Raw genomic sequence first — 14,515 nt, 5'->3', positions numbered from 1 at the left:
AATGATGGTCGAAGTCGGTGAACCGAGGGTCTGATGAGGGTGCAAGACGTCTCCGGTACGGACGCCCATGTGGCGGACCTGCTGGCCCTCTACCACCTCGACGCGCTCGACCGGCGTAGCGGGGAGCAGGTCGGCCGCCATCTCCAGTCGTGCCAGCAGTGCCGGGCGGCGGCAACCGAGGTGTGCGAGACGCTCGCCGCGCTGGCCCTGCTCAGCGACGACAGGGATCATCTGCTCAACCTCTACGGGGCGCTGGGGACGGCGGTGCCTCCGGCCTTTCCGGCGCGGTTCGCGCCGCAGGAGCCGCCGCGCGAGCAGGCAAGCCCGCCGCGCAAAGAGGCCCGGGAGACCGACAGACGCCGGTTCCGGCTACGGCGCGGCGGTACGGGAGCCGAGCCGGCCACCCGGCCGGTGCCTGCCGCCGCTGGGCCCGACCTCGGGCGGAGGGAGCCACCGCAGCAGCGGGTCGCACCCCCACCGGTCGCACCGGTCCAGAAGCCCTCGCCCCTTCAGGAGCAGGCCGCGCTGCCGTCCGTACCGTCGCCAGAGCAGGCCACCCAACGACCCGTCGCGCACCCCTCCCGACCGGGCTTCGACCGCCCGCCGGACATCCAGCATCCGGGCGGTGGCCAGCGTGCCGAGTCCCCGCGGAAGCGCTTCTTCTCTTGGCGGGCCGCTACCTTCGCGGGCCTGAGCGCTCTGCTTCTGCTCACCCTCATGGTGGCCGGGATCTCCGCGAGGGCCCTGCTCGACCCGCCGGCCCCGGGAGTGCAGACGAACATCGTCCGTACCGCCGTCGCCTCCGCGACGGACCGGGACTCTGGCGCGAACCTGTCGGTCCTCCTCACCGAAGAAGGCGACCGGGTCACCGTGCGGGCCACCCTGAGCGGCCTGGACGAGGGCACCGGCTACCGGCTCTACGGCTACACCTTCGACGGCCGGCAGCGGCCGCTGGTCAACTGGACCGGCCGCGCCGGTGTACAGGAACTCGACGGCGAGCTGCCGGTCGGCATCGCCGATCTCTCCCACTTCGCCGTCACCCGCGGCACCCGGGTCGTCGTAACGGCATATCTGCCCCGCGACACGGGTACGGCGGCCACCCCCGGCCGATGAGCCCGGCCACGATCTGAACCGGTCGCCGGCCCCGTTCGTCTGGGGGGTATGCAGATCGGTGTCTACAGTCTCGGCGACCGCACCCCCGACCCGGTGACGGGCCGGGTGCCAACGGATCACGAGCGGCTACTCAGCACGGCACGGATCGCCGAGCACGCCGAGGCGGCCGGGTTCGATGTCTTCGCCGTCGGAGAGCACCACACAGCGTCGTACGCCGTGTCCGCGCCGGCCGTGCTGCTCGGCTACCTGGCCGCACGGACCAGCCGGATACTGCTCTCCACAGCAACGGCTCTGATCACCACGAACGATCCGGTCCGGGTCGCTGAGGATTACGCGACGGTGCAGCATCTGTGCGGCGGCCGGCTGGACCTCATGCTCGGCCGGGGCATCTCCGGCCCGGTGTATTCGTGGTTCGGCCGCGACGCCGACGACAGTCGCCGGCTGGCGGCCGAGAACTACCGGCTGTTGCGCCGGCTGTGGGACGAGGACACCGTCGACTGGTCCGGCGAGTTCCGTACGCCGTTGCGGGGTTTCACGGCGGTGCCGCGGCCGCTCGCGGGCCATCCGCCGTTCGTCTGGCACGCGTCGGTGTCCAGCGAGGAGACCGCGGACCTGGCCGCAGCCCACGGTGACGGCTTCTTCGCCAACCACATCATGTGGCCCTGGCAGCACACGGCCCGGCTGGTCCAGACCTTTCGCGAGCGGTACGCCGCGCACGGCCACGGCACCGCCGAACAGGCGGTCGTTGGGCTCGGCGGGCATGTCTTCGTCCGGCCGAGGTCACAGGATGCGGTCCGGGAGTTCCGGCCGTACTTCGACAACGCGCCCCTCTACGGCCACGGGCCCTCGTTGGAGGAGCACATGAACACCACACCGATGACGGTGGGCAGCCCTCAGCAGGTCATCGATGCGGTTCTCGGCTACCGGGAGTACGTCGGTGACTATTCCCGTCAGCTTTTCCTGATCGACCACGCCGGGCTGCCGGTGAGCACGGTGCTGGAGCAACTGGACATCCTCGGTGCCGAGGTGCTGCCCGTGCTGCGTCGCGAACTCGCCGGCGGCCCCCGCCCGCGGTGATCCGCCGCTCGTAGGGCGCCCCGCCGCCACGCCGGCCGCGGGGCCCCCGCTCAGCACTCGTAAACCGCCGCAAGCACCTTCTGGAGGTGATCGCGTTCGGTGGCATTGGCCATAGAGCCCTTGAGTTCCGCGAGCGCGTCGACCCAGGTGTTCTTCTGACCCGGTTCCAGCCGTCCGCGGTTGGCGGTGATGAAATCCGTCGCGTCGTCGAACTTGCCGGCCTTGATCTGGCCGATGATCCTGAGCAGAGAAACGGTGAAGTCGAACTGTTTGTGCTCCGCCTCATTCGCGCCCAGCCGGACCGCCTGGACCAGATCGACGAAGTCGCCGGTGGCTCCGGCGGAGTCCTGCCGGTCCTTCAGCTTGCCCGCTGCGTTCAGTCGAGCGACCGCCTGCAGCAGCGCACGCGGCCGCGCTTCCGGCGCGGACTCCGCGAACTGGACCACCACCTCCTCGTGCGGGCCGAAGCTCAGCAGGGGTTTGACCAGTGCGACGTTCATGCTGGCCGGGACCCGCTCGGCCATCCTGGTGGCGTGTTCCAGGTGTGCCGCGTTCGCCAGGTCCGGGCGCGACCGCAGCAGGTCGAACCGCTCGCGTACGCTCTGCGCGCCCCACACCAGCGCGCCGAAATCGTCGGGTACGCGCTCGACGGTCGGTTGGGTCAGGTCGCGTGCCGCGGTGGCCAGCGTCGAATCGATCTGCGACCAGGTGGCGTCCGCCCTCTCGGCGGTCACCGCCGCCGAGGTGGCTCCGCGGACCTTCCAGCTGTTGTCGAAGCTCGCCCCGGAGAGCCCGCCGGAACTCTGTGGCACTTGGTACACGAGAGCGACGCCGTACGTGCTGAGCAGCTTTGTCAGGCTGAGCTTCCCGACGCTCTTCGAGCTGCCGGACACATCGGCGGTACCGCCCCGGCCACTCGTCACCACAATGGGTGTCTTTCCGGCCTGGGCGAGTTGTTCCAACCGCTCATTCAGCCACTCGAACACGGGTCGGTCCACCGTCCCGTCACGCGCCGTGCCGAGCCATACAAAGTACTGGTTTGAGTTTGAGTCCAGGCCCGCGGTGGCCCGGAGGGCCTTCGGCGGAGGCAACGCCCGGACGCCGGGCACCGAACTGTCACTGAGCAGGTTCGGTATGTCCGCGTACGGCCGGTCGATCCGGGCGAGGGACGTTTGCAGCCACTCCGGCGCCGGGCTGAGGTCGCCGTCGCCCGCACGGAGGCCGTGTAGTGCACCCCCGGGAACATCGCGCCACGGCCACATCGGCTCCAGGACGTCCATGATCTGCTGGAGGTCCGCAGGACGGACCTCCATCTTCGCGCCCGCCGGCTCCATGCCGCTCGGGGGTTGATGGTCGGCCGCGCCGATGGAACGCAGCACCTCGTGCGCGTAGAACGCCGGGGACTGACCCCATGCCCAGCCCTCGTCGGCTCCAGCCGTCGGTGAAACCACCGGCCTTACGAGGTGCGCCTGCCCGGCATCGACGAACTGCACCTCGACCCTCAGTTGACGGTCGGCCATCGGCAGTTGGTGTCCCGGTTCGTTGAGGTGGGACTGCACCCCCTCCGTCGTCAGCTTCTTGACCTTCGACACCGCGTCCGGGTCTCCGGTCAGGTGCACCCGCAGGACGAAGACCAACTCCTTGTCGCTGCGCACGAGTTCGTACCACACGACGGGGCTAACAGATGCGGGTCTCTTGCCCTTCGGGTCGGCGTGCGCGCCGTCCGGCACCAGGGGCATGTTGGTGATGTCCACCCGACTCACGCCGGCAGGAGGACGGAGTGCGTGCATGCCCGCGTCCGCCTGCCGGAGCAAGCGGTGGAACCGATCGGCGGTGGAGGAAGAAACCGCGGACGGTTTGTCAGGACGTGCAGCGCTTCCTGCCACATAGTCGGGAAATTCCGTGGCGCGACTCTCTGCCGGTACCACGGCCGCCAGCGCCTCGTCCGGAATTCCCAGCGCCCGGGCGTCCGCCTTGGACACGACGATATCGGTGTACCCGATTGCCGGAATCTTCTGTACACCGTGCTTCCCGGGCCACGCGACCTCGTACTGCAACCGGGCGTGCACGACGAACAGGGCCATGCTCGTACGCAGCCACGCCCGGTGCTCGTTCCAACGCGTCTGGTCGGTACCGCGGGTCGTGCCTCGCTGCGTACCGACGGACCCGGTGCCTCCGACCCAGTTGAAGCCATCCGGCGGGGCGGCGACTGTGAGCGCCCCGACCATATTTGACCGCAGGTTGTCGGAGGCGCCGTGGCCGACGAGATCGGTGCCGTGGTCGTACTTCTCGATCTCCGCCTTCGGCACCCAGTAGAGGTCTTCAACCTCGGTGGCGCGGGCCTTCACAATGAAGCCCCTGGGTCCAGGGTCGAGGTCCGCAATCGCTGTCGACAGCGATCGGAACCAGGCACCCTCATCCGTGAGCATCGCGCCCAGCTTCTTGGGGAACGTCTCGTAGTTGAGTTGATGACTGGTGTCGTTCACCGTCCCGCGGCGGCCGAGGCCGGCGGACGAGATTGCCGTGTGCATCGCACCGAGCCCGCGTATGGAGACGACCTGCGCGGCCTTCGGCAACGTCTGGCTCAAGCCAAAATCAGGGCGGGGCCGGTCTGCTCCCAGGGTGGTGGAGCCGCCCGTGGGCTCGCTGACGAGGAGCTTAACGGTGACATCGAAGGGCTGGGCTTTCCGACTCGCGCCGAAAATGTTCTTCAGTGTTGCCGTCGTGCTGGGTGTGGTCTCCTCGATCGAGCCAAAAAACCTCACGTTCTGGGAGTAGCCGGTCAGGTTGCTCGCGCGCACACCCTGCATCGTCAGCAGGTTTGAGCCGTGAGTATCACTGCGGCCGGCGGCCCGGCTGAATCCGCCCTGTACGGAAGCAGCCACGAACCCGAAGTCGAACCCCTCCGCCGTGTCGCCCTCTTCGGGCTGAGACGGCTGGCCCAGCCCGCCAGAACTGCCGACCAGAGCGTTCGCGCTGGTCCACCGGCGGGTTTCGTTGTGTGCGTCGTTTCCACGGGTGTAGGACTTGGTGCCGCTGCCGCTGTCATGACTGCCCGCGGCCTGGCCCACCTGTTCAGCCCTCAACGTTATCTGGAACGTTCGTTGATCGTCATCGACGTAGGACTGGGACATGCCACCGTCGAGCGCCTTGCCCATGAAGGGATTCACGATGGCGGGCACCGAGGTGACGTAGTTGGCGAGCCCGGCGGATTTGAACGGCTCCGCCGCCTTCGCCAACGCCTTGACGAGCGGAGCAACGCCTGTCTGCTCGTTGCCACCACTGAGCAGCATCTGCCACACCGTCACCCCGTGGGACGAGTGCTGTTGACCACTCGACGACCTCACCGCAGTCGTCAGGGTGGCCATCGGCGGCGCGGTCGAATTCGCTTCTGCTATCTGCTCGGCAATAATGCCGGCGTTGGTGAAGAGACGGGCGTGCGGGATCACGTCTGTCGTCTTCATGTTCAACAGCACCTCGCCCGCCACCCATTTTACAGTTTTGCCCACCTGGACCCGATGGACTACCGCGGAACGGACGATCACAGCCGAGGCGTCCTGGAACAGGCCAGAGTACTTACCCACCGTTTTCGACTCGACGGCTGCCTTTCCCCTCCCCTTCACCCGCGCAGCGGCGCCGGTCCCGATCACCAACTCACTGTTTCCAGCGTCATTCTTCGGGGCGTCTTCGATAACGGGTTTCAAGCCGCTCTTTCCGATGAATCCACCGGCCCCGCCCCCCGCCTGCCACAGGTTATCCGCACCGGACTCCTCGCCAGCCTGGGCTTCGGTGACCTGCTGCGAGTAGGGCTTCCACACTTTCACGATCTCTGGAGTCCCCACCAGTGCGGCGGTCAGACCCGCCGCCTCGTCGCCGACCGGTATCGCCACGCTCGCCCCCGTCAACGCCCTGAGCAGGAAGCCCTTGTAGGCCTGCCGGCTCATCGCATTCGACAGAAACGACTCCAACTGCTGCGCCCGTATCTCCGGATCTGGCTCCAGCTTTTCCAGAGCCCGAGCGAACCGCCCGCGCACCCCGTCCGAAAATACGCGACTGCGCTCGCCCGCGATCGCCTCCGCCATTGCGGCCTGCAACCTCTCCGCACCAAAGGTTCCGAGCACGGTGTAGGCGGTGGCGTTCATTCTGGTTATCGGAGACTGCGCATTCGGATCTTTCATGGCACGCTCCATGAATTCAACCGACAGGTTCTCGGTGGTCATCGGTGGAACGTTACCTGAGCCGGGTTCGATGACGAGCCTGCCCAAGGGTGTGGTATCTGCGGTGCCGTTGAGCTTGTCCGGCTGCAGGATGACGGCCTGCGCGTCAACTGTGCCGGATTCCGTTGCGTCAGGGGCATTACTTGCGGGTTTGACCGTCCAGTACCAGCGAATCTCCGCCTCGAAGCTCCGGCTTTTCATCTTTTGGCCGTCGGTGTCGGAGAGCACCGAACTGGACTGCGTCCGTCCGACGTTCTCTGACTCTCTGGAGCCATACTGGGCATTCAATGTGCCCTGCATCGAAGCGCCGCCCATGCTCCCGCCCGCGCCGGCGAACAATCCACCTTCCCGGGCCGAGACCTTGGCATCCTTGAGGGTGGTCGTCTCCGTATTCATGTGACCGTACTGCAGCTCGTAGGCGGTTTGCTCCTTGTAAGAGGAGCGGATGGTTTCCGCCGTCAGGGTAACGGTGAGGGCATTTTCCATGCGGATCGGCGAATCGGGATGCCTGAAGATCCAGACGATACCGCGGTCGTTCAGCTTGGAGTCCATTACATCGTCCGCCCTGGACAGGAGGTTGTCCTCCGACAACTCACGAATGAGCGTCTGCCAGTTTCGATAGTCCAGGCCGGGATTATTCTGCAGCGCGCCGGTTACTGGCATCTTCTGCAAGATGGCCCACGGCGTTGTGGCTCCGCCACGTGCGGTGGTCGCCACCTTGGGAAGGTGCCCTCCCTTGACCAGATGCGGGACGATCGCGTTGTAGAGACCTTCAACGCCTCCCAGACGATCGACGACGTCCATCGTCAGGCCCCAGCCGGCGCCAGGGTTCCACCAGCGGGGAGCCGGGGTCTTCGTCGTCTTCTCCGACTTACTCGCGGCAGCAGCGATCTCCTCGGGCTTGGGCTTGCTGGATGAAGGCGTGGGGGCGCCTGGGGTGCTCACCTTCTCGAGGTTGTCCTTATGCACCAGGACGTGCGCGAAGCCCGACACATTCTCGTGATCCTCGTACCACACGTGCCCAGGGCGACCGGCCATCAGGTCCTTGTCGCGGTGATGGTGAATTCTCAGCTCTAGGTCGAAGTCGATCGACGCCACCTGCAGGTTGTCGACAATCCGAGCGGCGCGGGTGGTGAAGGTCCGTCTCTGCTGGCTGAACTGGCCAACTTTATGGCCGAAGGGCTTCTGAATGCGCCCGCCGAGCCGAGCCACCCGGGAGCTCCAGAGCCGCACGGACTCGTTCGCCGTCGCACGGTGCGAGGAGTCGTTGTTCAGAGTGACCTGGGTCCTGAGCACGGAGGCCACCACCCGGTCGATCCGGGTCTCCCCGCTTTTGCTCACCTGACTGATCTTGGTGAGGCTCGTGATCGGCTTGTTGTCCTTGGCGCCGAGGCTCAAGCTGAGGCGACGACCGTCGCTCTCGAGTAGCACCCGGAACGTCTGCTGGTAGCCGCGTTCGTCCTTGGGGCGCAGGAGATTCTGGAAGTTCAGGGCAAGCTCATCGTTAGACAGGTATCGCTCAAGGTGCGTTTTCCAGAAGGCGTAATCCGCGGGCGTGAGAATTTTCCGGACGGAGGCGATCACCTGATCCGCGAGTTGGATCCGGGTGACAGCATGATCCATGCTCCACACCTCGAAATCACTTGGATCACTGATCGGGATTGTTTTCCCGTAATCGGCGTCAGTCTTCGCCTTCAGCTCATCGCTTTTACTCTGCTCTTCCGAGTAGGGCAGATGGAACTCCGGCACCGCGTATCGAATCGTATTCGTGACCGGCCTCCCCTCGCTGTCCGTGAAGGTGCGCTCGATCCACCGCCCGCCCTCTTCATCCCCGGTGAGGGTGCCCTCCCGAACAGCATTGACCACGGTCGGCACACCCGCGAACTCGGACGCGGCGTCGCGCTTGCGGTGGTACGTCCTGCGCTCCTGAACGCGCAGCGCCCATTTCACATCAAGGGCCACCCATCCCATGTTCTCCTTGATTCGGACTTGCTGGTACCTGGCCTTGGTGGTGCTGCTGAGAGCCCGCTTCCCCGAACCGCTGCTCTGGCCATAGGTCACCGTCGTGTCGGACCGTACGCCCAACAGGTATCGATGGGCTAGACCCCCGTCGTAGTAGAGCGACTGCGTCTGCATCTCGGAGGTTGCCAATTCGGAATAGCCGTAGGTGCGGCCTTCCAGCGCGCCCTGGAACAGGCCGCTCCCGCCGGGAAGGCTTTCTGGCTCGACCTCTGGTTTCCGGGTCGGTATCGCCCAGAGTCGGATATCATAAATGCTGCCATCGACGGTGATTTCCAGTGGTGTGCCATCATCGAGCGTTTGGCCAAAAAGAGACGTGATCTTACGCGCGACGACATCATCGGTGATCTGATTACCGCTGAACGGCACAGACTGGTTGATCCAAGCGGTCAAGTCGGATACGAACGGACCTAATTCGATAGTGTGGAAAGCGGTCACCAATCGGCTGTAATCCCGACCGCTGCCCCCCAGCTCCGGCCTGGGGCCGGGCTTCTCCGTGCCGGGCCGCCACTTCTTGAGTGCGTTTTTGGTGAGATCCTGCCGGATCTGTCGATGATTGAATGGTTGGTCGACGCCGCCGACGCGCAAGGAGGACTCGGGGCGCGTCAGGACAGCGAGGTCCCGCAGCACGTCCGGGGTCACGTCGTCACGGCCCAGCAGCTCCCGCGCCATCTGCTGGTAGTGGAGCAGGCCCATGGCGGTGTAGCGGCGATCCCACGATTTGGTGTAGAGCCGGCGCCGGGTCGCGACCAGTCGTTTGAGGTCCTCGTCAGAGACGCTCACCGGCGGGCTCGCCGCCTCCAGCCGGGCGCGAAGTGCCTTCACCTCTCGGTTGCGGTCTTGCTCCGAGTCACCGTTTTCCAGCTTTCCCGTGATCCGATGCGTGTGCGTGGCGGAGACAGATCGCGTTAGCGTGCCAGATCCCGGCGCACTTCCGACCCGGGAGATCAGCCGTTTCGACAAGAGAGGCTTTTTCTCCCACCAGGTCCGCCGAGCATTCCGCTCCTCGGCGATGCGTCCCACGTCCCGCAAGCTCAAGGAGGCTTCGCCACCCAGCTTGCCACGAATCAACTTCTCCAACACATCCAGCGGCAGAGGGCCGGGCGGAGGACTGTCTAAATGCGTCTTCGAGTAGCGAGGCTGGGCCCAGTCGAGGAAAACGTCCGAATTCCGGATTACTGTTTCGTACTCCGCCCCGGTGAGGTTCAGGTTCGGCACATTGTCGAGCAGGTGCAGAGCGAGCCTCAGCAGCTCGTGCCTTCGATCATCGGTCGCCTCGGGTTTTGCACTCTTGATATATCTCGCTACCTTACGCTCGATACTGCCCCGCACGCCCGTCCGCTTCCGCGTCCCTTCGAGGTCTTGCTTGAGAGTGGCGTAGCCGTGCCGTCGGCGCAGTGCGTCCAGCCCTAGAGGTTCGCCCTCGGTGCGATTTGCGTACGCCTCCTTGGCGTACACCGTCAGCGTCGCCATATGCTCTTCGGTGACCTGAGCCGCCGATGGCTCGAGAATCGCCCGGACCATCGGGATAAACTGGTGGCGCGCGGCAGCCGTCGACGGCGTGGGGGGCATCCGGGTCAGTGGTATGGATTCGCCGTGGCCCGCCTCGGCAGGATAAATGTCGTGCTCGACGCTCGGTCGGCTGCTGCCTGTTCCCTGCCTGGCAGCGTCCAGCGCCTGGATCTCGACCCAAAAATCACGGTGCAACACGCTTCGGAGCAAGTACGCGGCTCGTCTCTCCGGGTCAACCGTGCCGCTCGCCCTTTTCTCGAACGACCGGGCGGCGTTTTCACCTTCTTGCTGCCACTTCTGCAGCGTGCTGTGATCCGCCTCGAAGATGACATCAGTGACGGGTTTGTTTGGCAGCTCCCGGGCTTTCCGGGCGTCGGCGACCTCCTCACGTAGGCCTTCGATGTAGCTGTCCAACTCCTTGAAGCCTTTGTCGTCAGGCGACACCTTCGGGCCGTCGAGCTTCCCTCTGATGGCCAGGGCCACGCCATCGAGCCAGGCTAGTTCCCGTTCCGACAGCGCAGGGTCCGGCAGTGATACCGAGATGGAGTCCGGACGCCGAGGCAGCGGCGCCGATGCCTCCAAGCCCCATGGGTGCATCCTCACGGACGCTTCGTATGTGCGTTCGGAGGCAATGGCGGTGACCTTCGCCTGCTGCCACTTTGCGAGACCGTCAAGATGCGACATCAACTCGGCGTAGGTTTTGACGGCCACCGGCGCGCCGAGCGCGGACGGCGGGTCCGCAGCCCATGGCGGCAGCGCGGCGGCCACCGCACGCGGTGCGCCGATCTCGACGTTGTCGGCCGCCAGTCGCAGTTGACCGCGCATCGGCTCATAGCCGCTGGCTGCCTGACTATCCACAGCTGCGGTGAGATCTGCCAGCAGATGCCTCTGAGGTATCAGCCGGACACCGGTCGCGGAAGCCGAACTTGTGACGCTGCGCTCGGTGGTGATGGGTAGAAACCGGTCGTCGGCCGGATCGACCAGATCGGCCCGTTCCGGCAGATCGAGGTACACGCCGAAGTGGTCGACGGCGGACAACGCCGCCTCGCGGCTGATGATTTTACTGAATTCCGGGGGAAGGCTTACCGACAGGCGAGCGACAGTCGACGGTCCCTGGAGCCGTAATGCCGCTCGCACACTCTCCGCGCCCAGTGCGTCCTGGTGCATGTGTGCCTGCACCAAGCCGGCGATCGGCTGCACACCTCGAACGTGGGGAGGCACGTCCGTAAGGGTGCGTTCGAGCCTGAGGTAGATGCCGGAAGCGACCGGTGTGAAACCGTGGAAGCAGATTGGCGGAGTGAAGGAGCCGGGCATCAGACACCAGCCTTATCGTGACATGCGGCCATGAATTCCCGTATGCTCCTCAGCTCCGCTTTGCCCTCTGGAAACATGGGCACAAAAACATTACTGATCATGAAATGCCAGAAGACGCGATCAGTGCCGGTGAGACAGTCCGTGGCCTTGAGTCGCTCGCGCCAATCGGCTGGTGGTCCCCCTAAACGTTCGAAATCGGCGATCACCGCCACCATGGCGGCGTGCGCGCGGAAGATCTCGGGCTGGCCCGGACGGCGGGCCGCCCGCTCCTCCTCAAGCTCCCCCTTGGCTCTCACCACCGCCAGCACGGCAGCGAGGTCAACCTTCGTTATTTCGGGATTTCTCGTGGCCTGCAACAATTCCCGCAACCACAGGAGGCCCGTCACGTAGTCGCCGACCGCTTGGCCGAGGCGGGCGGGGTCCAGAGAGCGCGAGGTGAGATAACCGAGGAACAAACTGGAGTCAGCCGTCTGGGTGTGCGGTTCAATCGCATCCATGAGCGAGGCGTGTTGCGGTTCCAACGGACGCTTACCGCCAAGTTCCGGGTCTTCCTTCGCCCGCAACCCCTGCTCGATCAAGGCCCGGTGCGCCTCCAAGGTCAGATTCGGCCGGTAGAAGGGGTGGTCTTTGACCTGCCCGATGCCATACCGGGACGGCCGCTCGCCGTTGGCCACGCTCACTGATCCCAGATGGGTCAACTCCCGCACGACCTCACGCGTGAGCAGCTCGGGCGAGTGCTGCTCCAGGTATGACTCGACGCCTTTCCACGTCGGCTGGTTGATGAGACCTGCCACCAATTCCGACGGCCCAGCCTTTGGCGCGTCAGCAAGCTTCGCGGCTCGCACCAACGCACCTCCGGTAAGGCTCCGGTATTGCTCCGGGTAGCCCGACCGCGGCCCCTCCACAAGCCAGAACTTCTCGAAGCCAAGCATCGTCGGTTGCACCGATGACCGGCCGTGCTGGTTGACAACGATCGATTTCAGTTGGTCGTTGTCCTCCGTGGCGACGACCACGCTGATGGTGGGGTTCTTCTCCAAGATGTGATGCAGGCTGTTGGCGGTGAGCTCGTCCAGAGTGGATCCGTGCCTGGACCGTACGCCGCGGCGGACGTTGACCAGGACGATCGGGCCGTCATGGCGGTCGAGTTTCGCCATGATCTCCTGGGTCGCGGCGTACGGCCCGTCCGGGCCGAGCAAAATCGTGTCGCCTCTTCGTCGGGCGTTGGCCGACAGCCGCGGCGTCCACGTCGGCTCGGGCGGCAGTTCCGGCCCGTACGGCAATCCCTTCGGCCCGACGAGCACGAATTCGCTGTGCGGGTCCTCCAGGTTGGCTGCTCTCTCGTCGACAGCCCCGTCCAAGACCACCGAGGCGACCGGCTGCGTTCCGTTCGCCCACCCCAGCCTCCCGGCGTGGTCCATCACCATCCAGAGCGACCCCGCCGTACGACTCTCGGAAGAAGCGTGAACCAGTGCGGCGGCCGCCCGACCCGACTTGAACTCCCGCAGCACGTTCGCCAGAGGCATGGGCCTCGGCTCCCAGTCGAGGGCGGCGTTCAGGCCCGTTCGAGACAGCGGGCTCGTGGAGGCGAGCAGTTCTGCGAGGGGCAGCTTTGGCAGGTCGCCGAAGGTCGCGTAGTACACGCCGGCCAGAGGCGTGAGATCGCCCGCTACGAAGCCGTCGCCGCCGGCTGTCGGGCTCCCACCGGCCGCGGAATAGCTGGCCAGCTTGGCCACGGACGGTGGTTGGGTCCCTGTGGCCAACTCGCCAAGCTTTTGGCGGTTCGCCACCAGCGCGTCGGGCAGCAGGCGGTAGGCGGTAGCTGACCGACCGGTCGTACCAAGCTTTTCTGTCGATTCAATCGGCACGAGACGGGCCTCCAGGACCGTCGGCACGCCCCCGTCGACGGCACTTCCCGGCACGCCCGTCACGATGCCCAACCGGTCCTGCAGCCTGACGGCGCCGGTCAGATCCAGGAGCCCGAAGGTCTTGGACGAGAACGGGACCACCACCAGCTGGCCATCGGCGGCTACCAAATCGTGTAGATAGGCACGAAGGCTTTCGGAGGGTTGGTCGGGAATGATCAGCGCGACCCCAGTTGGGGGCCTGGTCTGCCTGGCCAGGTCGTACACCCCACTGTCGATCACCCTTGAGCCCGGGTTATTCCCGTCTGTGACTGTGCTGGAGGGCGACCGGCTCGGCTCATTCTGGTACACGAACACGCCGAGCCCGGCCAGGGTGAACCATTCAGGGCAGTCCGCCAGCACATCCACGCCGCACCTCTTCCACTCCGCCGGTCATGGTCGACGGTCGTCCTGTCACAGGGACGCCAGCAAGTCCTCTCTTCACACGACACCCACCACGGCCGGCCCGGTCTCCGGGTCGCCGTCGTGAGGGAGCCGGGCGACCACCACACGTTCGCCGCCGCCCGTAGCCCACAACAGGGCTCCGCCGAAGAGTGCCGCCAAAGGCTGTGGCATGCGGCGGCTCGGTCGGATGCCCCTTGAGGTCGCCTCCGCTATCACAACCGCCGGTATATAACAACGATCCCCGATGGGGACGTTGCGGAAGTCCTGTGCAAGAGTCAAAGGGTGGTTGAAGGCTCAACTGATCCTCCAGGGCTGCCGGAGCCGGTTTCCTCCCTGCCCGCGGCGGCCCCCGCCGCGCAGGCTTCGGAGGCGGACGAGGCCGCTCTGCGCCACCTTCAGCAGGTCCACGGTCCGGTGCTGCTCAGCTTCCTGACCCGGTTGACCCGCGGCGACGTACGCCGGGCCGAGGACATCGTCCAGGAGACGCTGCTACGTGCCTGGCGTGATCCGGAGGCTCGCAATGCCGACGGCCGGTGGAGCAGGGCGTCGATCTTCACGATCGCGAAGCGGATCCTCATCGACCAGGTCCCGGCTGCAGAGGCCCGCCCCGGCGAGGTGTCCGACGAGGACGTCGAGGCCCACACTCACATCGGCGGCGATCCCATCGAGCGGACGCTGGACGCCGCCGAGGTACGGGCGGCGCTGGCCGCACTGCCGGAGCGGCTGCGGATCACGCTTGTCGAGATCTACTTCCAGGAAAGGTCGGTGGCCGAGGTCGCCGAGGTCCTGGACGTGCCGCTGGGAACGGTGAAGTCACGCACTTCCTACGCGCTGCGGGCATTGCGCGAGGCACTGGCCGGACGCGAGTTCGAAAGTCGGGAACCGTCGGCCGAACGCGACCGTCCGCGTAGGGCATGACGCTCTGCCCCCGCGGAACGAGCAGATGAGTGAACGGTT

General features: G+C 65.8%; 6 protein-coding genes. 3 read left to right on the top strand and 3 right to left on the bottom strand.

Annotation, left to right across the window (positions count from 1 at the left end; all coding sequences use genetic code 11):
- Positions 1-33 precede the first annotated feature (33 nt).
- Both ABZS37_RS01200 and ABZS37_RS01195 read left to right on the top strand, forming a co-directional pair.
- A complete protein-coding gene (locus tag ABZS37_RS01200) occupies positions 34-1,113 on the top strand; it encodes a hypothetical protein (RefSeq protein ID WP_355164775.1) in 1,080 nt (359 codons plus the stop codon).
- Between the two features lie 48 nt (positions 1,114-1,161).
- Positions 1,162-2,190 carry a CE1758 family FMN-dependent luciferase-like monooxygenase gene (locus ABZS37_RS01195; protein ID WP_355164774.1) on the top strand — a complete coding sequence of 343 codons (1,029 nt, stop codon included), beginning with the start codon at positions 1,162-1,164 and terminating at the stop codon, positions 2,188-2,190.
- 50 nt (positions 2,191-2,240) lie between these two features.
- On the opposite strand, the gene ABZS37_RS01190 is transcribed toward ABZS37_RS01195, so the two are convergent.
- The 3 genes from ABZS37_RS01190 to ABZS37_RS01180 form a co-directional block, all read right to left on the bottom strand.
- On the bottom strand, positions 2,241-11,252 hold the full coding sequence (locus ABZS37_RS01190; protein WP_355164773.1) for a hypothetical protein: 9,012 nt from the start codon (positions 11,250-11,252) through the stop codon (positions 2,241-2,243).
- A complete protein-coding gene (locus ABZS37_RS01185; protein WP_355164772.1) occupies positions 11,252-13,522 on the bottom strand; it encodes a hypothetical protein in 2,271 nt (756 codons plus the stop codon). The genes ABZS37_RS01190 and ABZS37_RS01185 overlap by 1 nt, the downstream gene beginning before the upstream one ends.
- A 72-nt stretch (positions 13,523-13,594) precedes the next feature.
- On the bottom strand, positions 13,595-13,729 hold the full coding sequence (locus tag ABZS37_RS01180) for a hypothetical protein (RefSeq protein WP_355164771.1): 135 nt from the start codon (positions 13,727-13,729) through the stop codon (positions 13,595-13,597).
- A 111-nt stretch (positions 13,730-13,840) separates the two neighbouring features.
- Between ABZS37_RS01180 and ABZS37_RS01175 the strand changes: the two genes are divergently transcribed.
- Complete coding sequence (locus ABZS37_RS01175; RefSeq protein ID WP_355164770.1) at positions 13,841-14,476, top strand: sigma-70 family RNA polymerase sigma factor; 636 nt, start codon at positions 13,841-13,843, stop codon at positions 14,474-14,476.
- Positions 14,477-14,515 lie beyond the last annotated feature (39 nt).

Origin of the sequence: Micromonospora sp. NPDC005413 (genome assembly GCF_040606435.1) — a bacterium.
Taxonomy (GTDB): domain Bacteria; phylum Actinomycetota; class Actinomycetes; order Mycobacteriales; family Micromonosporaceae; genus Micromonospora.
The sequence above is the reverse complement of the archived record's forward strand: the minus strand, read 5'-3'. Positions and strand labels throughout refer to the sequence as shown.